This window comes from Acinetobacter sp. LCT-H3 (assembly GCF_001866125.1).
Lineage (GTDB): Bacteria > Pseudomonadota > Gammaproteobacteria > Pseudomonadales > Moraxellaceae > Acinetobacter > Acinetobacter schindleri.
This window is the reverse complement of sequence record NZ_MODX01000001.1, coordinates 58,401-80,124: the sequence shown is the minus strand read 5'-3', so window position 1 is coordinate 80,124 and position 21,724 is coordinate 58,401. Positions and strand designations below refer to the sequence as shown.

The window sequence follows — 21,724 nt, the reverse complement described above, 5'->3', positions numbered from 1 at the left end:
CATGGCTTCAGTGAAAAAAGGTCAAATGATGCCGACCTTCACCTATGAAGGGGTAGACCGTAAAGGTATAAAGATTAAAGGGGAAATACCTGCACGTAACCTCGCCTTGGCCAAGGTCACGTTGCGTAAGCAGGGTATCAGTATCAAGAGTATTCGAGAAAAAAAGAAGAATATTCTTGAAGGCCTGATGAAGAAAAAAGTGACCACACTGGATATTACCATTTTTACCCGTCAGCTTGCTACCATGATGAAAGCCGGTGTACCACTCGTACAAGGCTTTGAAATTGTGGCGGAAGGCCTTGAAAATCCTTCAATGCGCGAGGTTGTACTCGGGATTAAAGGTGAGGTTGAAGGCGGAAATACCTTTGCAGGTGCACTGCGCAAGTATCCTCAATACTTTGATAAGCTATTCTGTTCGCTGGTTGAATCCGGTGAACAATCCGGTGCTTTAGAGACCATGCTGGATCGTGTTGCGATTTATAAAGAAAAAAGTGAACTGTTAAAGCAGAAAATTAAAAAAGCAATGAAATACCCAGCAACAGTGGTTGTTGTTGCAATTATTGTTACGATTATTTTGATGGTTAAAGTCGTTCCAGTTTTCCAGGATCTCTTCTCGTCATTTGGTGCAGACTTGCCAGCATTTACAAAAATGGTAGTCAATATGTCTGAATGGATGCAGAAATACTGGTTCCTGCTGATCATTGGGATTGGTGTAGTCATTACTGCTTTCCTGGAAGCAAAAAAACGCAGTAAAAAATTCCGTGATTTCTTGGATAAGGCTGCACTAAAAGCACCTATCTTCGGTGATCTGGTGTATAAGGCGATTATTGCTCGTTATAGTCGTACTCTGGCAACGACTTTTGCTGCTGGTGTTCCATTAATTGATGCACTGGAATCAACTGCAGGCGCTACAAATAATGTAGTTTATGAAGATGCGGTAATGAAAATTCGTGAGGATGTTGCTACTGGCCAACAACTGCAATTCGCCATGCGTGTTACCAATAAGTTTCCTTCTATGGCCGTGCAAATGGTCTCGATTGGTGAAGAATCTGGTGCACTAGATGCCATGCTGGATAAAGTTGCGACCCATTATGAAAATGAAGTCGATAATGCCGTTGATGGTTTGACCTCCATGATGGAGCCATTGATTATGGCCGTTCTTGGTGTGCTTGTAGGTGGTCTTGTTATTGCAATGTACCTGCCGATTTTCCAGATGGGTTCCGTGGTTTAATGCAAGATCTTATTTTATATTTCACTCAAAACCCGACTGCGCTCTATATTGCAGTCGGGCTTTTTAGTCTCTGTATCGGTAGTTTCCTGAATGTCGTAATTTACCGCACCCCTAAAATGATGGAACTGGAATGGCGTAACGACTGCCAGCTGTTTTTACACCCTGATCAACCGATCATTGATGAAAGCAAGCTCACGTTAAGTAAACCTGCGTCGACCTGTCCAAAATGTCATACACCAATTCGCTGGTATCAAAATATTCCTGTGATCAGCTGGCTGGCTCTTCGCGGCAAATGCGCTAACTGTCAAAATCCAATTAGTGCCCGTTATCCATTCATTGAAATTCTAACAGCAGTTTGTGCATTGACCGTTTTGGCTGTATTTGGTCCTACAATACAAATGTTGTTCGGTCTGGTGCTGACTTATATTCTGATTGCACTAACCTTTATTGACTTTGATACCCAGCTGCTTCCAGATCGCTATACCCTTCCACTTGCAGCTTTAGGCTTAGGGGTGAATAGCTATGCAATTTACACCTCACCAACTTCAGCCATCTGGGGTTACATCATTGGCTTTCTGTGTTTATGGATCGTGTACTACCTGTTCAAAATAGTAACTGGTAAAGAAGGCATGGGTTATGGTGACTTTAAATTGCTGGCTGCTCTAGGTGCCTGGATGGGACCGTTAATGTTGCCACTAATTGTATTATTGTCATCACTCGTCGGTGCAATCATTGGCATTATCCTGCTAAAAGTGCGTAAGGAAAATCAGCCTTTTGCTTTTGGTCCTTATATTGCCATTGCCGGCTGGATCGCTTTCCTGTGGGGCGAGCAGATTATGAAAGTCTATTTAGGTCAATAATTTGAAATTTATACTAGGTCTGACAGGTGGTATTGGCAGCGGCAAATCTGCTGCCAGTCAATGGTTTGAACAGCATGGTATTGTGGTCGTGGATGCTGATGTTGTGGCACGCGAGATTGTCGAAGTCGGTCAGCCAGCACTGCTACAAATTCAGCAAGCTTTTGGTGACTGGGTATTAAAAGAAGATGGAACCTTAAACCGTCGTGCTTTACGCGAACATATTTTCCAATTCAATGATGCCCGTAGAATCTTAGAAAGCATTACTCATCCCGCAATTCGCCAATCGATTATTCAGCAATTACAGGATGCGCAAAGTCCTTATGTGATTCTGGTGTCTCCCCTGCTGTTTGAAACCAACCAGCATGAACTTACCGACCATACCTTACTGATTGATGCTTCGATTGAGTTGCAGATCCAGCGTGCTGCACAGCGTGATGGTCAAAATATTGAACAGATTCACCGTATTATTGCTGCTCAGATGCCCCGTGAACAAAAACAGCAACTGGCGGATGATATCGTATTAAATGATGGCCATCTGGAGCACTTATATGCGCATCTACAGCCTCTACATGAACAATATTTGCAAAGAGCTCTCTGAACTAACAAAAAAAGCAGTCATCAAGACTGCTTTTTTTGTTCTTCAAGTTTGATGGCCAAACTGTCCTGATGTTGCAGCCAGCGCCATGGCTGCAAGGCACCGATTGCCATCCCGATCAGACCACAGACCATTGCCAGACTCAGCGTTTCATTCAACAAGGGCACTGCCAGAATAGCCGCAATAAAAGGTGCCAGATTGGTAATACTGCCTGCTTTAAATGCGCCAAGCCGCTTAATCGCTTCCACATAGGTTAGGGTTGCAATGATGACTACAAACACCCCGTGGAAAAGTGTTTGAAACAATAAATGTTGTGGCTCAGGTACAGTTAAATTTTTAGGTAAGAACAGTAAATAAATCGGCACATACACCACAGCCGACCAAATTGCCACGCCACACATGGCTTGCCAGGCAGACAGTTGATATTTACGTAACAACACCGTAAATATCCCCCATAAAATCGCACTGATGAAAAACAGGACATCCCCTGCCCCAAAGGCCACACCTGTTTCCTGATACATTAGTACGCTCATCAGACACAGCACCCCGATCATAATGCTCAGACTGATCCAGGTATGTTTATCAAAAGCCTGATTCATCAGAAAATAAGCCATCACTGCGGTACACAACGGTATGCAGCCATTCAAGAAAATGGCGGCATGGGCAGTCGGCGCGTAATGGAATGCGCTATAAGCAAACAGGCAATATACCACTCCACCGATCATAGCCAGGATAAAAGATTCTTTTTTCAGTAAAAAAGAAGCCTCTTTACGATAGATTAAAATCGGCATGAGAATGAGAAAAGCCAGAGAGAAGCGTAGTGCGACGATATCCCAGGCACTGATCTGCCAGATTGCATTCAGGCGAGCGGTTAAAGTAAAACCGCCCCAGATACACATGGTCGTTAAGAGGAAAAAATAACCTTGTGCACGTGTGGATAATCTCATCAGGGATTAAGCATTACGCTGACGGCAAGCTTCATATAAAGCCATACCTGTTGCCACACTGACATTTAAACTTTGCAAGTTGCCTGCCATCGGAATATAGACCGTTTGATCACATTGACTTTGCGTAATTGGACGCAGACCGGTATCTTCCGCCCCCATTACCACGCAGACACCAGTACCAGTAAAATCAAATTGCTGAATTGGTAATGCTTTCTCATCGAGCATAGTCCCCACAACGCGGACATTAAAGTCATCTTTGATCTGCCCCAGAGTACGTGCCAGATTAGTGACCTGAATAAATTTAACTTTCTCGGCACCACCGGCTGCGACTTTACGCGCTGTCGGTGTCAAACTTGCAGAACGGTCACGTGGCACGATTACAGCCACGACACCCATGGCTGCTGCTGTACGGATACAGGCACCGAGATTATGCGGATCGGTGACCTGATCAAGTGCCAGCAAAAGTGCTTGCGAATCTTGTTTTAAAAGCTCTTCTAAATCTTTTTCATTTAAAGTTGGATGCGGACGCACTGCTGCTACCACCCCCTGATGGAACGGCAAACCTGCCAGTTTTTCCAGTTTGTCGCGACTAGCCTGTTGCACACTAATCCCAAACGGTTCAGCAAGCTCTAATACACGCTTTAAGCGCTGATCATCACGACCTTTCAGAGTAAACAGCGTCAGGACGCGTTCAGGCTCAAGCTCCAGTAATGACTCAACTGAATGTACGCCATAAAAATACTCAGGTTTAGCCATGAACGACCTCTAAATTAATTTGGGAAATATGCTGCAAAAGAAAAATCCTGCAAAGCCAGCTTCACAGGATTTCTGTATAAATGAAGTTTAACCAATTCGGCAGAAAATTTCCTGATCAGCTTCAGTCCGGTTAGGGAGATGAAATAATAAAATCAGCCTTCAAAATGACAAACGTAATCTAATACATCATCAGTTTCAATTTTGAAACGGCTATTGCCTGGCACGTAGAAAGACTGGCCAGCACGGAACAGTTCGCTTTCTTCGCTATCTGCAATCTGCACACGGCACTCACCGGAAATGATTTCCATACGCTCAGGTACATGCGTTTCGAATGTAAGTGGGGTTTCAGTCGGTAGAATGACTCCCAGGGTTTTTTTCGTACCATCTTCAAACTGAACCACATGGCTGATGCACAGACCGCCAAAATATACATTTGATTTCTTAAGTACTGAAACATGGTCAAACTGAGCTGACATCCGTTTATCTCCAGAGCACGGGTTTTATAATATTGGAATGGCTGTAGTTTAAATGCGCATTCCTAACTAATCAATCGAAGTTTGCCTAGCTCAGCTTAAAATTTTCTGTATATATTTTGTACATATATTCAATAAGCAAATATGTAAAATAAAGTGATTTAAAGGAGGATGAACAATTCTGCAATGCAAAATCAAATTTAGTAGGATTCGCTGAACTATAGGGAGTAATCAATTTTGTGGGGAGATTGACCTGCTTTAGTCGTGCATACTGACAATACTACAAAATCTGCTTGTATCATTGACCACAATATAAGATAGAATCAAAGGGTTTCATCCTGATTTATAATGACATACATGATCTGATGCGTATCAGATCCTACTTGATTTCAATCAAACTTTTCGCAGCTTGGATGCGTGTATGCTGACACATTTAACTCTGATCAATTTTGCCTTAGCTGACCACCTGGCCATTGATATTCATCAAGGTTTTAACGTGCTCACCGGCGAGACCGGCGCTGGTAAATCTTTGTTGCTGGACGCCCTCTCGGCCTGTCTGGGTGAACGCACCGATACCAACTATGTGCGCTATGGTTCAGAAAAAGCCGATGTGACAGCAACCTTCAGTTATCAGGACAATAGTCCCGAAGCGCTTTGGCTTAAAGAGCATGAACTGGATGATGAGTCGGGTGAAATCCATCTGCGTCGGGTGATTTTTGCTACGGGACGTAGCAAGGCATGGATTAATGGCCGTCCAAGCAGTCTGTCTGAACTGAAAGAAATTGGCCGTTTACTGGTACAACTGTATAGCCAGCACAGCCAGCAACAGCTACTGGAGCCGCCTTACCCAAAACACTGGTTGGACCGTTATTATAATTTTTATGAGCCCGCCCAGGCAGTTCGTGATGCATACAGTACTTGGCATAAAAATATCCGCCAGCATCAGGCAGCGCTTGATGCTCAAGCCACCCGTAAACAGCGCATGGAAACACTGGAACTACAGCTCGAAGAACTTGAAGATGTAGTACAGATTGATTATCAGGAAATTGAACAGGAATTTGATCGTCTCTCTCATCATGAAGCGATCATGCAGGACTGTGTCTATAGTCTGAATGGCCTGGATGAAGCGGAACAGAATATTAATCAGGAGCTTTCCTCTATTCTGCGTCGTGTAGAGTCCCATGCTGGTCGCAGTGAACAGCTTTCTGAAATCCACACTTCTTTGCTCAATGCGCAGAGTGAAATTGAAGATGCTACAGCCAACCTGCGTCATTTTATGGATCGTCAAAGTTTTGATCCTGAACGTATGGAAGAGCTAAATTCACAACTTGAAGTGTTTCACCGTCTGGCACGTAAATACCGTACCCAACCCGAATTATTGAAGGAAGAGTATGAAACTTGGCAGGCTGAACTAGCACAATTGCATCAACTCGAAGATCCAGAAACACTGGCGGAACAAGTTGAATTGTCTTATCAGGAGTTTTTGGCCAAAGCACAGCATCTGGATGAGATTCGTCGTGAAGCAGCTGGTCCATTGGCGAAACAACTGACGGAACAGGTCAAACAGCTTGCCCTGCCAGAAGCCTATTTTGAATTTAAATTTGAACCGCTCGATGAACCAAACAGTGAAGGCTTGAGCTTTATTCAGTTGTTATTTACTGCCAATAAAGGTATTCCGGCACAGCCGCTGGCACGTGTGGCATCCGGTGGTGAACTGTCCCGTATTGCACTGGTAATGCAAGTGATGAATGCTGAAAAAACTGAAGCTGAAGTTCTGGTCTTTGATGAAATTGATGTCGGCATTAGTGGGGGTACGGCGGAAATTGTGGGACGTCTGTTGGCCGATCTGGCGCAGCATGTACAAATTCTGTGTATCACCCATCAGGCACAGGTCGCAGCACAGTCTGATCAGCATCTGCTGGTGAAAAAGCAGCAAACCGATCCGGCTAGCAGCACAATTCTTGATCTAGAAGAAGACGAACGTATTCAAGAGCTTGCACGAATGACAGGCGGTGTGGAAATTAATGAAACAACACTGCAACACGCGCGTCAATTACGTCAGCTAAAGTTTCAGCATGTTTAAAAATATTACAATGCTCACAAAAAACTGTTGGTGAATTACCAAAGCTCTAGTAAGTTAAAGGTGAAGATCACACGATTTCTTTGCCAAGAAATTGATTTTAAGGAGAAGCTTTTCGGTGAACAAACAATATTTGACACACCGTTGTCTGATTGCTCCACCAGAAATGCGTGACGATTTTTTTGCCAACACGGTCATTTATCTCGCACGACATGACGAAGATGGAGCGCAAGGCATCATTATCAATCGACCTGCAGGCATTCAAATTAAAGAATTATTGAATGATCTTGAAATCGAAGCAGATAATGTCAATCCTCATGAAGTGTTGCAAGGGGGCCCATTGCGACCTGAAGCCGGTTTTGTGCTGCACACCGGTCAGCCTACCTGGCATTCTTCAATTGCCGTCGGTGAAAATGTCTGTATTACCACATCCAAGGATATTCTAGATGCCATCGCCCATAACCAAGGTGTCGGACGTTACCAGATTGCACTTGGCTATGCCAGCTGGGGTAAAGGCCAGTTGGAAAAAGAAATTGCCAAAGGTGAGTGGCTGATCTGTGAATCTGATATGGATTTAATTTTTAATTTACCTTATGACGACCGTTGGGATGCTGCCTATAAAAAGATGGGCGTAGATCGAAACTGGTTGTCTTCTGAGATTGGACATGCCTGATGTAAACGCGCCACAGATGATTATGGCGTTTGACTTTGGTACACAAAAAATGGGCATGGCGGTTGGACAATCCCTGATTGAAAGTGCCAATCCTCTTGCCTTGTTCCCGATGAAAGATGGAATCCCCAACTGGGATAAATTACTGAAAATCGTCAAGCAATATCAACCGACTTTATTTTTAGTCGGTCTACCGCTGAATATGGATGATACAGAATCTGAACTTTCTGCGCGTGCACGCAAATTTGCCCGCCGTTTACGTCATCAAACCAATATTGAAACCTTGATGGTCGATGAACGTCTCACTACACGTGAAGCGCGGGATGAATTAGAGAGTTATCAGACTCAAGGCCGGGCTAAAAAGTTAGCGGCTGACAGTATTGTAGCAGCGCTATTTATTGAAAGCTGGTATCGACATCCGGTCGGAGTGAATCCTTAAAATAAAAAGCATCCAGATGGATGCTTTTTTAATGGATAGGTGAAACAAGAAATCTTAAATAAATACGCATGTAATCTTGGTCCTTCTATATTTCTAATTTTCGGGATAAAAATAGCGAAAGGTCAGATTGATCCGTGGTGTAATGACTTTAGTAGTCTTGGTAATTTGATGTTTCCAGAACTGCTGGGTTTGCCCACGCATCACAATCAGCTGTCCACTTTGAAGCAGCAACTCTACCAGATCCCCAGTATAGTTATGCTTAAAACGCATTTTCCGGGTAGCACCAAAACTTAAAGAAGCAATGACAGTTTCATGCTGTTTTGACATCAAACTGGCTTCATTATCACTATGCCAGCCCATGCCTTGCTGACCATGTTCATACAGGTTGGCCAGACAGGAATTAAAGGGATGACCTACCTGCTGTTCAATATGCTGTTTCAATCTCAATAATGCTGGCTGCCAGATATGGGCTTTCTTCAAGCTGCCCGAATAATGGTATTGGTAATTTGCATCACCATACCAGGCAATTTTACGGGCAGTGACATGGTGCTTGCCAAAAAGGAAAACCTCATCCTGCTCCCAAGCCAGATGCTGCAAAAAATAGTCGAGATATTTCTGACTTTGCCCTCCATTCAAAATCAGACCATGGTCTTCTACCACCCCGTCACAGGGCAAAAGATTGGTTTGAGGCTGGGGTGAAAATAAATCCAGTGTCATGTCAGTTTCATTCTCTTTAGAGCTTTTATCCTGTCAGTTTCGCTTTCTGCACACAACTAAAATTGCACAAATCAATACAAATCAGCTTCTTGTGAATGATCATTCAGGGGCATAAACTTGTTTTAACTTTCACAATAAAAATAATACTGCATGGATCTTTGGCAACTCTTTCACAAGCTGCGTCCCTTTGTCCGTCCTTACCGGCTGCTGGTGATTGCGACCCTGATATTGACCCTGATCGGTTCATTTACCGCTCAGGTCAACGCGATCACTTTGCAATATGCAGTCGACAGTATCAATAAGCTGCTTGGAGCAGGTGAAGGACTGAATGAGGGCTGGCATATCCTGATTACCATTTCAGCGATCTTGCTGGTGAAAGAAGTGATTAATGCTTTTGTGCAGTTTGGACAAAAATTCTATGGGGAAAAGTTGCGAATTTTTGTATCTCAGGATCTGGCACAAGGCATTATTGAAAAGTTTCTGACCTATCGATTGGCTTTTTTTAATCAGGACAATAACCAGGCCGGTAAATTGCAAACCCGTATTGACCGTGGTATTGGCTCACTGACGCGTCTGGTGCAGATCTTCTTTATTGATATCCTGCCGCTATTTACCAGCGCGATTGTAGCTTTGGGCCTGATGTACTATGCCAATATTTATGTGGGGATGGTAGCCACGGCAATTGTACCAATTTACTTCTGGCTGACCTACAAACAGGCACAAAAACTGGGCGGCTGGCGCCGTAGTTTAAGAGATGGTCGCGAGAAAAAGAGTCAGGGCATTCTCAGTATTATTAACTCGATAACCGTAATTAAATCCTTTAACCGTGAGTCGATTGAGTCCGAAAAGCAGCTCGGCCTACAGCGTGAACTGACCGATAATCAGATGAAAACCCGTCAAACCAGTTTTCTGTTTGATGGTCTGAAAACCTTTATTGAGCAGATTGGCATCGTCCTTATTATTATTCTGACCGCTTATTTTGTACTTGCTGGTCAGATGAGTATTGGCATGATCATGTATCACGTGTTGTTGTTTAATAATGTCTCGGCACCAATCCGTTCGTTGCACCGGATTTATGATGAAGTCAATGATGCCATGATCTATTCCGAGAGCTTCTTTAATATTCTGGAAGCAGATCATGAAATTGAATCCAGTGGACAGCAGAAGCCATCTGTTCAGGGTAAATTTCAGCTGAGCCATGTCGAATTCTATTATCCGAATGGACACCATGCGCTGAAAGATATCAATATGGAAATCCGCCCTAACAAGATCACTGCGCTGGTCGGTTTATCGGGTGCGGGTAAATCCACTTTGATTAGTTTACTGGATAAATTTTATCAACCACAGCAAGGCAAGATCACCTTGGATGGTATTGATCTTCAGGATTATGACACCCAGTATTTACGTGATCATATTGGCTTGGTTCTACAGAAAAATCATATTTTTCAGGGCACGATTTTTGACAATATCCGTTATGGCAAGACCAGTGCCAGTATGCAAGATGTCATTGAAGCTGCGCAGAAAGCTTCGATTCATGAACAGATCTTACAGTTGTCCAATGGTTATGATTCCGATGCCTTGCAGCTTTCTGGTGGACAGCAGCAGCGCATTGCCTTGGCACGCATGTTCCTGAAAAATCCGCCGATTATTTTTCTGGATGAACCGACTGCCAGCCTGGATGCCATTGCTGCTGAACAGATCAAGCAGAGTCTGGATCAGATCAAGCAAGGTCGTACCGTGATTATTATCTCGCATAGCCTGTCACAGATTATTGATGCGGATTATACCTACGTGATGAAAGAAGGTGCTATTGCTGAACATGGCGAGCATGATCAGCTTTATCATCAGGACGGCGTGTATAAGCAAATCTTTGACGCGATGGCAAAGAGCCTCAATATCGAAAAGATTGCCAGGACCCTTGAGGAGGATTCAGAAGAGGAAACACATAGTTAAGAAGCTGAAAAAGTTCTATTCCCTCAAACATAGATCTAAAAAAAAGCGGCCTAATAGACCGCTATTCAGCGAACCAGTTCAATTTGCCTAAAAGCGTAAAATCCACTCACCTCGAACATAACGATAGTTATAATCTGGCCCATAGAAAGAAGCACTGCGGTTATATCCAGCATTCAGGCGCAAAAACTGCTCACTACGTACAGGACTTTGCAAGTTCAATTCAAATAATCGTGTGTTCTGACTAGCATCATCATTAATTTTTTCACGGCCCAGCCCGGCAGTAATACCGGTGGTCCATCCAGAAATACGTTTACGCCAGCCGATAGCAAACATGCTTTCTTGATAATCTTTCGGATTGAAGTACTCGCCCCCTACATCCGTCTCACTACTGCGATAAGTGCGATATCGGGCTTGCAATGTCAGGCCTAGGTCAAGTGAAGGCTGATAGATAAGCCTAACTCGTCCATGATCACGGCGGTTATCATCTGAAAAGAGCTGTGAACCCGCTACTCCTACTACGGTGACATGATCTCCCAGACCTTGATCCAGTGCAGCACCCACAAAAGTAAAATGTGTTCCATGTTCTAAAGCAGCTTGGGTTTCAACCCAATCTCGGTTAGCAAAAACTTCAATAGCTGTCTTTTCTGCAAGAAGCGTACGATAACTACCATCGAAGGTTAATAAAGTATGAGCACCTTGCTCGAATAGCCCCGCTTCTAAGACCCAGCCATTAGCGGTAGCAGATTCAATATCACGTCCAATAAATGAGATCTTCTGACCATCTTGTTTCCAGTCATCAGCTCTATATTGATAAGCACTGCCACGTACTCCTAAATAATGATCAGCATCTTCATATTGAGGCAAAAATTCTGCTGATAATTTACGAGTCTGGAAACCTTCGCTATCGTCACTGAAAAAGAATTCAGTTCCAGCCGCATGCTCTTTTCCAATTTTCTCTTCTTGTAATACATCTGCATAATTACTGGTACTCGTCATACTAATGATTAAAGCAACACCATACAGACAGATTTTATAACTTCTCATTTTATTTTGTCCCCCAGGTTTTTCTTGTTCTGAAAACTTCATCCAGATATCCTAAAATACTGGCGGGTTGTAGCAAAAAACTATAGGTCAGCACATACAGTAAGAAACCAACAAAATTTTTTCTTACTTTGAGATCTAAATCTTTAAACATGCTCCGCTCAATCTTGTAATTAAGTAGACCAAGTAGGAATGCCAGTGGCAATAGTGCAAGAGTCATAATCCCAACGATCCAATAGTGTCCAAAGCATGCCAAGATGAGCCCCGGGATAAAGCCAAAAGTAAAAGCAATATCTAACCAGGGAAAAAATAAATTCCAATGAATAAAAAATGTAGACAATCTTGGTTTAATTAAAATAGCGGGATGTTTAATAAAGGCTTCGATCATACCACGTGCCCAACGCTGACGTTGTTTGACAAAGACTTTAAGAGTCATGGGTGCATTGGTAAATAAACAGGCATCCTCACAATGCCCAACACGATAGCCTGCTTTTAATAAAGCCCAAGTCAGCACAATATCCTCACCTACACATTCAGGCCACCCTCCCACCTCAATTAATGCATCACGGTCATAAATAGAAAAAGCACCTTGAGCAACTAGGGTTCCTTGATATAAAGATTGCAAACGTTTAGTAGCAGCGATGCCCAGAAAATAATCCCATTCCTGCACCTTGGTAAGCATATTCTCACGAGAATTACGCACCAGAATTTTGCCAGCTACAGCACGTGTATTAGGGGGATCTAACTTGTAGCGCTCAACAATATTAATTAATGCCACTTTATGTAAGTAAGAGTCAGCATCAACAGTAATGATAAGATCATGCTCGGCAATTTTTAAACCTTGATTTAATGCATTGGCTTTACCTGCATTTTTCTTTAAATCCAGCAAGGCTAGCCAAGGATATTTGGCTTCAGCCTGTCGAACAATATCTGCTGTATTATCTTGGGAGCCATCATTGATAACAATTACTTGTAATGGTCCTGGATATTTTTGCAGAGCAATACTGACCAGTGTATCTTTAATTGAGGCAGCTTCATTATAGGCAGCAACCAGCATTGTAATCCCAGGATAAACGGGTAAAGGTTCTCGCTTCGGTCTTCGATCCATCAGCAGACTAAAAGCTGCAAATGAATTCATAAAACCAGGAATAATAGCTATACCATATACGAAAAAAATAGCCGCAAATTGACCAATATAGTTACTCAGATCATCTATCCAATCTTGAGCGATCCATATTGAAAATCCTGCCCAGAAGCAGGCACCAATAAATGCTACAACGAACTTAAGCTGTACGGTAAAGTAAAGCCCAGACCCTGCTTTTTTATTTTCATCTATGATCATAGATTTTTTCTTCAATGCGTGAATTTGCTTAATAGGATGCCTAAACCATCCTAAATAGAATTAATTATGTGATCAGAAGACATGCGGATATTTTCTTATATAAATATCTGTTGCATTAAATATGCCTGCGTGAATTCAAGAACTACTTCACACTTTCAAGGGAGATTGGATCACATTTCGCACAATTGTACGCTTTTTTGTATTATTTTTTTATTAAAAAAAATATATTTTGTAACTTTTGCATTAGTTTATTGCTTAAAAATTATTAACATTTAAATGATTCACTATCTTAAACAAATAATTAGGATTTCATTTTTGTTAATTTATAATAAAAATTTACTATAAATCGACGTCTCTTTATAGCTTTATTTACCTAGAAAATTAACGCTGCATCGAACCGTATTAGAGAGGAATCCCCCCAGTCCTAAAGCACTGCAATAATGAAAGTAGGGTGGCAATCTATTCAAAAGAGCTTGCTAGATTTTAGTTATATTCTACTAGCCAGGCATTCATTTCCGCTAGCTGCTGTTCATTGAGCTGCCCTACTGAGGCCTGCAACTGCAGCACATGAATCAGGTAATCATACTTAGCATTCAGATAATCAGTTTTGGCAGAAAAAGCATTACGCTGTGCCAGCAGTACATCCACCATAGCTTTCAGCCCTTCCTGATATTGTGCGCGGGATGCTTGGGAAACAATTTCTGCTGATTCCATTGCCGCCTTGCGGGCATTCAGCTTGGCTTCATCTGTTTCCACCTGTAGATAAGACTGCTTCACATCGGTATTGGCTTTACGCATCGCAGCATCCAGCTGGGCATCACTACGCTGCACTAGTACTCCTGCTTTTTGGATATTCTTGCTGGTACGGCCACCGCTAAACAGATTCCAGTTGACCTCTACTCCGACCTGATCAAAGTCTCCATTGGAAGATAAAACGGTTTCTGGCGTCTGTTTCAGATAACCATAAGTTGCCACTGCTTCAACTTGCGGATAGCGTGCTGCTTCTTCAACACGTTTGGCATCTTCGGAATAACGCTTTTGCAGACGAGCCTGTAGAATTTCCAGGTTCTGGCTTTGTGCCAGTTCGGTCCAGGACTGGATATTGGCTGGTAATGGTTTCTGGAACTGGAAATCATTGCGTAGGACCGCCAGATTATCCTGATAAGGACCAATTAACTGCGCCAGTTGCTCCTGTGCCAACACCAACTGTACTTGTGTGGCGATTCGGTTGGCCTGAGCACTCTGATATTGGGCATTGGCTTCGCTGACATCACTGCGTGCTACCAGACCTTCTTTGAGTTTGGCATTCATCATGCGCAACTGTTCAGCCAGTGCCTGCTCTTCCTGTAAATAGGCACTGGTCAGGGATTGCTGACGCAGTACATTAAAATAAGCTTCCGCTACCTGCAAAATATGCTGCTGCTTCTGCAGACGCAAATTGACTTCACTCAATTCTACTGAGGTTTGGACCTGCTTGTATCCCTGCCAGGCATCCCAGCGAAACAAAGGTTGACGTGCAGTCACAGCAATCTGTCGGGTGGTTGTACTTGAACCCTGTAATTCCCCAAATTCCGCAGGCAAGCCTTGTGTTCCAGAATTATCAGTCGACTGGTTTTTTCGGGTCACATTTCCCGACAAGCTTACAGTTGGAAGTAAATTGCCGCCGGCAATTCCAAGATTCAGCTGGTCGGCTTCATATTGCAGCACATTGGCCTGCCAGTTTGGATCATTTTGTTTGGCACGTTCGTAAGCCTCAACCAAGTCCAGTGCCCATACGGCAGAACTTGAACACAATAGGCTGGCACTAAGGATGAATTTTATCTTCATTTATAATGTGAATCCCTAACTGCTGTATCGTCTTACATAACAAAATATAGCCAAATGCTTGAATCTTAAAGTGATACAAATATTACTTGTCTATTCCTAAACTTACGTATGATTTTTATTAATTTTTTTAATTCAAATAAGTGAACTTATCCTATATTGATTCACATTTTTGAATCGATGACAACAGCTTAACAAACAGCTTCACAATACTAAACAGTCTATTGGCACAAGATGTATACAATAGGCGCATTCCCCGCTGTTATTCATTATTTGTATCAGAGCATAGAGTTATAGTGTCTACACGTTTTTCCTCAATTTTAGTTGCCAGCTGCCTTGCCCTGTTGCTGTTGCTGATGCTTGCCTGTCAGCAGCCCAAACAGCCGCAGGTCGAAATTGAGCCTGCTGAAACCAGTGTCAAGAAAAATACTGCAACTCAAGATTTTAGCCTGATGTGCCAGAATATTGAAAAACAGATGGCTGAAATTGATGACCAGCGCACGACTTTTGCGCTTGAGCAGATCAATCAGAATCTTAAAGTGTGTCTGCCACTGTTAGAGCATAAACAGCAAAAAAACCTGATGCGTCATGCCAATGCCATGTATAGCCGTTTCCTGAAAGTTGAAAGAACACCAGCCCAGCAACGTGCATTTGAACAATATGCGCTGGAAATGGCTCAACATCCGACCATTCAGCAAAGTCATTTTGTTGAACTGACTGCCCGTGACCAGTACCTGCTTAAACATAAGGGACAAGCATATGTCGAAGTGGTGGAGCAAGGGGAACAGCAACTGACTTATCGTCGTAGTCCTGAATATTTGGCTCGTATCTTTGCACCTTATCTCCCGGCAGCAGAACGTGCTTTTATTGAAACCTTGTCTCAGCAGAATCTTGAACCGGTATTCACGCAACAACGCTTAATGATTGAACCTGCTGAAATTGCTGCGCGTATTCTGGATTGGGAGGATTATCTCAAGCGTTTTCCGCAAAGCCCTTACCAGAAAGATGCCGAATATCTGCTACAGCAATACAGCTATTTCCTGTTTCATGGCATGAATAGTGCGCCAATTTCCCAGGATTACCGGGATCGTTATGCGGTTGATCACAGCCATCTGGAAACCATTATCGGCCTGTCTAAAGGAAATGAAAGTGGTATCACTTCCAAGGCACAACGCTTTCTAGAATTTCTGGATATGAATGAAGAGCAGCGCAGACAGGTGCTTGACAGCGAATATCAGAACCGTTCAGCCTGGGAACAGATTGCACATTATTCCGGAATTCAGATGCCAGCCCAAGACTATAAAAAAGACTGTTTCAGGGACGCCATCTGTTTATAGCAGCCCTGTCTTCCTGAAATCTTTACTGCATATTTCTGCTGGAAAGTAGCGAATCACGTCTACTTTTTATTCCCTAACTATTATATGATCGCCTGAGCTTGACGGAGCGCGAGTAATCACTCGCTGAGATCACCAAAATAGCCTTTTAGAGTGCAATTTGATGGTGAGTACCGTTGAACCTGATCAGGTTAAGACCTGCGTAGGAATCAAGCCTCTAAAAACTTAAAGCCCTCTTTCTATCTATAAGATAGATCCGCCTGCGTTTTTGGTCGTGCTTGATTCGTTGATGTCATTCTAAGGATCATTACCATGAACCAATTAACGAATCTCTCCACTCCCGCAACTGATGCTCATCATGAGCAAGAAGCTCGAGATCTCACCCGTATTTTACCAGCTTCCCGCAAAGTCTATATTCAAGGTTCACGCCCTGATATTCAGGTACCGATGCGTGAAATCTCACTGACAGATACCCCAACTGGCCTGGGCGGTGAAAAAAATCTACCTTTAATGGTGTATGACACGTCTGGTGCTTATACCGATCCTGCAATCACGATTGACCTGAATAAAGGTCTGCCGCATGTACGCGAAAGCTGGATTGAACAGCGTAGTGATAGCGAAGTACTAGAAGACTTAAGTTCCGAATTTGGTCGCCAGCGCCTACGCGATATCCGTACTGCCAATATCCGCTTTGCGCATATTCAAAAACCCCGTCGTGCCAAACGCGGTCACAATGTCAGCCAGATGCACTATGCCAAGCAAGGCATTATTACACCGGAAATGGAATACATCGCCATCCGTGAAAATCTGCGCCAGCGTGAAGGTGTTGATATGCGCCAGCATGCCGGACAGAACTTTGGTGCGAAAAACCTGACTGAAATCACACCAGAATTCGTGCGTCAGGAAGTTGCAGCGGGTCGTGCCATTATTCCAGCCAATATCAACCACCCTGAATGCGAACCGATGATCATCGGGCGTAATTTCCTGGTCAAGATTAATGCCAACATCGGTAACTCGGCACTGGGTTCATCGATTGAAGAAGAAGTTTCAAAAATGACCTGGGCAACCCGCTGGGGTGCTGACACGATTATGGATTTGTCGACAGGTCAGAATATTCATGAAACCCGCGAATGGATTATCCGTAACTCCCCTGTGCCAATCGGTACTGTGCCAATTTATCAAGCGCTGGAAAAAGTGAATGGTGTAGCCGAAGACCTGACCTGGGAAATCTTTAAAGATACCCTGATTGAGCAGGCCGAACAGGGCGTGGATTACTTTACGATTCATGCTGGCGTGTTATTACGTTATGTACCACTGACTGCGAACCGTCTGACCGGGATTGTATCCCGTGGTGGTTCAATCATGGCGCAATGGTGTCTGGCCCATCATCAGGAAAACTTCCTGTATACCCATTTCGATGAGATCTGCGAAATCATGAAAGCCTATGACGTCTCGTTCAGTCTGGGAGATGGCCTGCGTCCAGGCTGTATTCAGGATGCCAATGATGAAGCACAATTCTCCGAGCTACGTACTTTAGGCGAACTGACCCATCGTGCCTGGGAACATGATGTACAGGTAATGATTGAAGGTCCGGGCCATGTGCCAATGCATATGATCAAGGAAAATATGGATCTGCAACTGGAAGTCTGCAAAGAAGCGCCTTTCTATACCTTAGGACCACTGACCACCGATATCGCTCCGGGATACGACCATATTACTTCTGCCATTGGTGCCGCGATGATCGGCTGGTATGGCACCGCGATGCTGTGTTATGTGACGCCAAAAGAACATTTGGGTCTGCCAAATAAAAAGGATGTGAAAGACGGTATCATCACCTACAAGATTGCCGCACATGCAGCGGATCTGGCCAAAGGCCATCCGGGTGCACAGGCACGTGACAATGCCCTGTCCAAAGCCCGTTTTGAGTTCCGTTGGGAAGACCAGTTTAACCTGAGTCTGGACCCGGATACGGCGCGCAGCATGCATGATGAGACCATGCCGAAAGAGGCACATAAGTCAGCGCATTTCTGTTCGATGTGCGGTCCGAAATTCTGTTCGATGAAGATCACCCAGAATGTGCGGGATTATGCGAATAATCAGAAAAATGCACAGCAGGCAGCAGAGCTCGATCCAGAGGTTGAAGCAGGTCTTAACAGCATGAAAACCAGCTTCATTGAAAGTGGTCGAAATTTATATCACAAAGTCTAATTCCCACTGAAAATCAGTTGTTTTTGCTAAAAACTCAGATAGGATGAAATAAATGTTTTCATCCTTTTCTGATTTATGAAGATTATTCAGCAAGCGTCCTATAACTATAATGATGTCGACCTGCAACAGCGCGAATATCTGTATCAAGGATTCGTGAAAGTCGAAAAAGTGCAGCTGAGTCATCGTCTTTTTGAGAGCAATAAATATATTCCTCCGATTCAGCGTGAACTGATTGCGCGGCGTCCTGCAGCTGGGGTGCTGATTTATAATGACCAACAACAAAAATTTGCCCTGATCGAGCAGTTCCGTATTGGTGCACTGGATGATACCGATTCCCCATGGCAGCTGGAAATTATCGCCGGGGTTTTAGATGGTGATGAATCTCCAGAGCATTGCATCCGTCGTGAAGCACTGGAAGAATCTGGCTGTGAAATCCAGGAGCTGCAACATCTGTATAGTTTCTATCCTTCAGCGGGTGCCTGCTCTGAACTGTTCCACCTTTATGTGGCTCAGGCAGAACTGCCTGAACATGGCGGTGTACATGGCATGCCGGATGAAGGGGAAAATATCCAGCTGCATATTTTTGATTATGCCCACCTTCCAGAATTATTCCGTTATAACCGCCTCAAAAATGCGCCTGTCATTATGGCATTACAGTGGTTACAGCAACATATCTCAACAGCCTATCCAAAGGAGTAGATCAGATGACACAGACCTCTACTCCTGCATCTGAAAAAGTCTGGACGCTCATCCAGATTTCAGACACGCATCTGATGGACCAGCCTGAGCTTGAATTTGCCCGCATGAATCCGGAGCAAAGCTTTTTAGAGGTCGTACACGACATTCAGCAGCGTTTTCCGTATATTGATGCGGTGGTACATACCGGAGATCTGGCCCAGGTTGCAGCAGAATCTACCTATCAACGTTACTTACAATTTATGCAGGCCTGGAATGTGCCGCATTATCAGATTCCGGGTAATCATGATGATTATCTCGCTATTTTCCCTTTTTATAAAAATAGTGATGAAGCGCATGCGATTAGCTTTGGTTGCTGGACTTTAATTCTGCTCAACAGTGCTGTAAAAGGTCGGGTCGATGGCTGGGTAGAACAAAAACAGCTGGATCAGCTGGAACAGTTATTGCTTGAGCATAGCAAGCAGTATGTGATCGTGACCTGTCATCATCATCCTTTTGCGATGCAATCACACTGGATTGACCAGCATCGGCTGAAAAATTCGGAAGCATTGAAAGATGTGATTGCACGACATACCAATGTCAAAATGGTGCTATTTGGACATGTGCATCAGGATTCTGAAAATGAATGGCAGGGTGTGCGCTATCTGTCCACCCCTTCAACCAGTGTACAGTTCAAACCCTTGAGCGAAAATTTTGCCTTAGACCAGGCGCAGCCCGGCTATCGCGTATTACAATTAAAAGACAATGGTGAGTACCAGACTTACATTCAAAGGGTAGTTTTAAAGCAAGCTAAAATTAATACTGAAATTTCAGGTTATTAACTTTTCAATTTGTTTTTTTTGCTTTACTTTATTGCTCTTAAAGGAAACGTGATATCTACAATCCCGCCATCAAAGACTATCAAAACGCATAAAAAGTCTATATGATGACGACCCCTATAGGAGGATAATCCTTCTTCAGGGTGGATAAAAATTTGCATATCACCATATTTTTTGCGTAGTTACCTACGCATATGATGAGGAATGCCCTAAATGGCGAATGACAACCAAAATCAAGTCTTAGATGAACAAACTGATGTGGTAGATGAAAAAGCTACAAAACGTGTGCGCAAATCTAAGCCAAAAACGACTGAAGGTGGTTCTACTGCTAGCTTATTTGGTATCGAACCTTATCAACCGAAAAAAAATGAAGAATACATGTCTGAAGGTCAGCTTGAACACTTCCGCCAGATTCTGCTGGCCTGGAAAGCTGAGTTGATGACAGAAGTTGACCGTACGCTGAATACCATGCAAGACGAAAATACGGCACTTCCAGATGTAAACGACCGTGCAACACAAGAAGAAGAATTTGCGATCGAACTACGTACCCGTGATCGTGAACGTAAACTGATTCGCAAAATCGAACAGTCTATTGAAGCAATCAAAAATGATGACTACGGTTTCTGTGAAACTTGTGGTATCGAAATCGGTCTGCGTCGTTTAGAAGCTCGTCCAACTGCGACTTTGTGTATTGACTGTAAGACCCTTGCTGAAATCAAAGAGAAGCAAAATAACGGTTAATCGTGACTGTTGAGAATTCCTCAGCCGAGCACAGCTCCCTTGCGGAGCATGCTCCTCATGCGCAGCGGCGAAACGATGTTTCGCTAACTCGCTACTCAGGTCGGTTCGCGCCATCGCCAACCGGCCCTTTACATTTTGGTTCCCTCATTACTGCAGTCGCCAGCTACTGTGATGCCCGTGCCCATCAGGGTCAATGGCTGGTTCGTATTGAAGACACAGATATTCCCCGCATTTATCCCGGTAGTGAAGATCATATTCTTCGTGCCATGGATGCCTTTGGTTTCGATCCCGATGCCGCAATCATTTTTCAGAAAGACCGCCTGGACATTTATGATGCTGTGATTGAACAGCTACGTCAGCAGGGTCTGGTCTATGCCTGCCAATGCACGCGCAAGATGCTCGGTTCCAATCATATCTATCAGGATACCTGCCGCGATTTAGGCTTAGCTTTCGAACATCAGGCCATTCGCTTAAAAGTTGAAAATGTCGAAATCTGTTTTGATGATCCGCTGCAAGGTCATCATTGCTCTAATCTTAAGCATGATCTGGGAGATTTTATCCTGAAGCGCCGTGATGGCATCATTAACTATCAGCTGGCAGTCGTGGTGGATGATTACCTGCAAGGCATAACTCATGTGGTACGTGGCGCGGACCTGCTGGATAATACCGAACGTCAGATTTATCTAGGCCAATTGCTCGGCTACCCTCGTCTGCAGTATATGCACCTGCCACTCGCAATGAATGATCAGGGTCAGAAACTCTCTAAACAGAATCTGGCGCAAGCACTGGATTTAACTCAGGCGCCGCAATTATTAAAACAGGTACTTAAAGCTTTGCATCAGGCTGAAGTTGAACTGGATACTCCGGAAAAAATGCTGAAACAGGCGGTGGCACAATGGAATATCGAACGGATTCCACACACAACTGAGCTACAAGGCTACTATTTATAAAGGGCTGTTTTGGCTTAAGCTAAAGAAAAATTCAGGTGGAAGTCAGTCT

At 43.7% G+C, this 21,724-nt stretch carries 20 protein-coding genes and 1 riboswitch; of the genes, 13 read left to right on the top strand and 7 right to left on the bottom strand.

Annotated features, from left to right (window positions below):
- Position 1 precedes the first annotated feature (1 nt).
- Genes BK820_RS00370 through coaE form a run of 3 tightly spaced genes read left to right on the top strand, consistent with a single transcriptional unit; the run spans position 2 to position 2,689 of the window.
- Complete coding sequence (locus BK820_RS00370; RefSeq protein ID WP_004810078.1) at positions 2-1,231, top strand: type II secretion system F family protein; 1,230 nt, start codon at positions 2-4, stop codon at positions 1,229-1,231.
- Positions 1,231-2,091, top strand: coding sequence for a prepilin peptidase (locus BK820_RS00365; protein ID WP_071319779.1), 861 nt, complete (start codon positions 1,231-1,233; stop codon positions 2,089-2,091). The genes BK820_RS00370 and BK820_RS00365 overlap by 1 nt, the downstream gene beginning before the upstream one ends.
- A gap of 1 nt (position 2,092) precedes the next feature.
- Positions 2,093-2,689: a dephospho-CoA kinase gene (gene coaE / locus BK820_RS00360; protein ID WP_071319778.1), complete on the top strand. Its 597-nt coding sequence runs from the start codon at positions 2,093-2,095 to the stop codon at positions 2,687-2,689.
- A gap of 20 nt (positions 2,690-2,709) precedes the next feature.
- On the opposite strand, the gene BK820_RS00355 is transcribed toward coaE, so the two are convergent.
- The 3 genes from BK820_RS00355 to ppnP form a co-directional block, all read right to left on the bottom strand.
- Entirely contained in the window at positions 2,710-3,633 is a 924-nt protein-coding gene (locus BK820_RS00355; RefSeq protein WP_081405839.1) for a DMT family transporter, read from the bottom strand.
- A 6-nt stretch (positions 3,634-3,639) separates the two neighbouring features.
- Positions 3,640-4,389, bottom strand: coding sequence for a 23S rRNA (guanosine(2251)-2'-O)-methyltransferase RlmB (gene rlmB, locus BK820_RS00350; RefSeq protein ID WP_004810085.1), 750 nt, complete (start codon positions 4,387-4,389; stop codon positions 3,640-3,642).
- A gap of 152 nt (positions 4,390-4,541) precedes the next feature.
- Positions 4,542-4,865 (bottom strand): pyrimidine/purine nucleoside phosphorylase, encoded by a 324-nt coding sequence (ppnP, locus tag BK820_RS00345; protein ID WP_004810087.1) that lies wholly within the window; start codon positions 4,863-4,865, stop codon positions 4,542-4,544.
- A gap of 418 nt (positions 4,866-5,283) precedes the next feature.
- Here ppnP and recN point away from each other — a divergent pair, with 418 nt between their 5' ends.
- From recN to ruvX, 3 genes are all read left to right on the top strand, one after another.
- Entirely contained in the window at positions 5,284-6,945 is a 1,662-nt protein-coding gene (recN, locus tag BK820_RS00340) for a DNA repair protein RecN (RefSeq protein WP_048881744.1), read from the top strand.
- Positions 6,946-7,060: 115 nt separating this feature from the next.
- Entirely contained in the window at positions 7,061-7,615 is a 555-nt protein-coding gene (locus BK820_RS00335) for a YqgE/AlgH family protein (protein WP_004810091.1), read from the top strand.
- Entirely contained in the window at positions 7,608-8,051 is a 444-nt protein-coding gene (ruvX, locus tag BK820_RS00330) for a Holliday junction resolvase RuvX (RefSeq protein WP_071319777.1), read from the top strand. The genes BK820_RS00335 and ruvX overlap by 8 nt, the downstream gene beginning before the upstream one ends.
- A 93-nt stretch (positions 8,052-8,144) precedes the next feature.
- On the opposite strand, the gene BK820_RS00325 is transcribed toward ruvX, so the two are convergent.
- On the bottom strand, positions 8,145-8,768 hold the full coding sequence (locus BK820_RS00325) for an alpha-ketoglutarate-dependent dioxygenase AlkB family protein (RefSeq protein WP_071319776.1): 624 nt from the start codon (positions 8,766-8,768) through the stop codon (positions 8,145-8,147).
- Positions 8,769-8,918: 150 nt separating this feature from the next.
- Here BK820_RS00325 and BK820_RS00320 point away from each other — a divergent pair, with 150 nt between their 5' ends.
- Entirely contained in the window at positions 8,919-10,721 is a 1,803-nt protein-coding gene (locus BK820_RS00320) for an ABC transporter ATP-binding protein (RefSeq protein ID WP_071319775.1), read from the top strand.
- Between the two features lie 87 nt (positions 10,722-10,808).
- On the opposite strand, the gene BK820_RS00315 is transcribed toward BK820_RS00320, so the two are convergent.
- From BK820_RS00315 to abuO, 3 genes are all read right to left on the bottom strand, one after another.
- Positions 10,809-11,765 carry a hypothetical protein gene (locus BK820_RS00315; RefSeq protein ID WP_228715844.1) on the bottom strand — a complete coding sequence of 319 codons (957 nt, stop codon included), beginning with the start codon at positions 11,763-11,765 and terminating at the stop codon, positions 10,809-10,811.
- A gap of 1 nt (position 11,766) precedes the next feature.
- The gene (locus tag BK820_RS00310) at positions 11,767-13,104 is read right to left on the bottom strand and encodes a glycosyltransferase family 2 protein (RefSeq protein WP_071319773.1); all 1,338 of its coding nucleotides are present in this window, start codon (positions 13,102-13,104) and stop codon (positions 11,767-11,769) included.
- A gap of 483 nt (positions 13,105-13,587) precedes the next feature.
- The gene (abuO, locus tag BK820_RS00305) at positions 13,588-14,931 is read right to left on the bottom strand and encodes a multidrug efflux outer membrane protein AbuO (RefSeq protein WP_071319772.1); all 1,344 of its coding nucleotides are present in this window, start codon (positions 14,929-14,931) and stop codon (positions 13,588-13,590) included.
- Positions 14,932-15,224: 293 nt separating this feature from the next.
- Between abuO and BK820_RS00300 the strand changes: the two genes are divergently transcribed.
- The 6 genes from BK820_RS00300 to gluQRS all read left to right on the top strand — a co-directional run bounded on the left by BK820_RS00300 (position 15,225) and on the right by gluQRS (position 21,675).
- The gene (locus BK820_RS00300; protein WP_071319771.1) at positions 15,225-16,265 is read left to right on the top strand and encodes a hypothetical protein; all 1,041 of its coding nucleotides are present in this window, start codon (positions 15,225-15,227) and stop codon (positions 16,263-16,265) included.
- 92 nt (positions 16,266-16,357) lie between these two features.
- Positions 16,358-16,488, top strand: a riboswitch (TPP riboswitch).
- A gap of 86 nt (positions 16,489-16,574) precedes the next feature.
- Positions 16,575-18,470, top strand: coding sequence for a phosphomethylpyrimidine synthase ThiC (thiC, locus tag BK820_RS00295; protein ID WP_071319770.1), 1,896 nt, complete (start codon positions 16,575-16,577; stop codon positions 18,468-18,470).
- A 75-nt stretch (positions 18,471-18,545) separates the two neighbouring features.
- On the top strand, positions 18,546-19,169 hold the full coding sequence (locus tag BK820_RS00290; protein ID WP_071319769.1) for an NUDIX domain-containing protein: 624 nt from the start codon (positions 18,546-18,548) through the stop codon (positions 19,167-19,169).
- Positions 19,170-19,174: 5 nt separating this feature from the next.
- A complete protein-coding gene (cpdA, locus tag BK820_RS00285; protein WP_071319768.1) occupies positions 19,175-19,987 on the top strand; it encodes a 3',5'-cyclic-AMP phosphodiesterase in 813 nt (270 codons plus the stop codon).
- Positions 19,988-20,197: 210 nt separating this feature from the next.
- Positions 20,198-20,725, top strand: coding sequence for an RNA polymerase-binding protein DksA (dksA, locus tag BK820_RS00280; RefSeq protein ID WP_004810113.1), 528 nt, complete (start codon positions 20,198-20,200; stop codon positions 20,723-20,725).
- A 2-nt stretch (positions 20,726-20,727) separates the two neighbouring features.
- Complete coding sequence (gene gluQRS, locus BK820_RS00275; protein WP_071319767.1) at positions 20,728-21,675, top strand: tRNA glutamyl-Q(34) synthetase GluQRS; 948 nt, start codon at positions 20,728-20,730, stop codon at positions 21,673-21,675.
- Positions 21,676-21,724 lie beyond the last annotated feature (49 nt).

What these genes read in the sequence shown, in the direction of transcription:
- BK820_RS00355 (WP_081405839.1), bottom strand. Translation starts at nt 3,633, where the DNA reads ATGAGATTATCCACACGTGCACAAGGTTATTTTTTCCTCTTAACGACC.
- BK820_RS00320 (WP_071319775.1), top strand. Translation starts at nt 8,919, where the DNA reads ATGGATCTTTGGCAACTCTTTCACAAGCTGCGTCCCTTTGTCCGTCCT.
- BK820_RS00315 (WP_228715844.1), bottom strand. Translation starts at nt 11,765, where the DNA reads ATGAGAAGTTATAAAATCTGTCTGTATGGTGTTGCTTTAATCATTAGT.
- BK820_RS00290 (WP_071319769.1), top strand. Translation starts at nt 18,546, where the DNA reads ATGAAGATTATTCAGCAAGCGTCCTATAACTATAATGATGTCGACCTG.
- rlmB (WP_004810085.1), bottom strand. Translation starts at nt 4,389, where the DNA reads ATGGCTAAACCTGAGTATTTTTATGGCGTACATTCAGTTGAGTCATTA.
- ppnP (WP_004810087.1), bottom strand. Translation starts at nt 4,865, where the DNA reads ATGTCAGCTCAGTTTGACCATGTTTCAGTACTTAAGAAATCAAATGTA.
- BK820_RS00365 (WP_071319779.1), top strand. Translation starts at nt 1,231, where the DNA reads ATGCAAGATCTTATTTTATATTTCACTCAAAACCCGACTGCGCTCTAT.
- dksA (WP_004810113.1), top strand. Translation starts at nt 20,198, where the DNA reads ATGGCGAATGACAACCAAAATCAAGTCTTAGATGAACAAACTGATGTG.
- cpdA (WP_071319768.1), top strand. Translation starts at nt 19,175, where the DNA reads ATGACACAGACCTCTACTCCTGCATCTGAAAAAGTCTGGACGCTCATC.
- BK820_RS00310 (WP_071319773.1), bottom strand. Translation starts at nt 13,104, where the DNA reads ATGATCATAGATGAAAATAAAAAAGCAGGGTCTGGGCTTTACTTTACC.
- BK820_RS00325 (WP_071319776.1), bottom strand. Translation starts at nt 8,768, where the DNA reads ATGACACTGGATTTATTTTCACCCCAGCCTCAAACCAATCTTTTGCCC.
- recN (WP_048881744.1), top strand. Translation starts at nt 5,284, where the DNA reads ATGCTGACACATTTAACTCTGATCAATTTTGCCTTAGCTGACCACCTG.
- ruvX (WP_071319777.1), top strand. Translation starts at nt 7,608, where the DNA reads ATGCCTGATGTAAACGCGCCACAGATGATTATGGCGTTTGACTTTGGT.
- BK820_RS00370 (WP_004810078.1), top strand. Translation starts at nt 2, where the DNA reads ATGGCTTCAGTGAAAAAAGGTCAAATGATGCCGACCTTCACCTATGAA.
- abuO (WP_071319772.1), bottom strand. Translation starts at nt 14,931, where the DNA reads ATGAAGATAAAATTCATCCTTAGTGCCAGCCTATTGTGTTCAAGTTCT.
- thiC (WP_071319770.1), top strand. Translation starts at nt 16,575, where the DNA reads ATGAACCAATTAACGAATCTCTCCACTCCCGCAACTGATGCTCATCAT.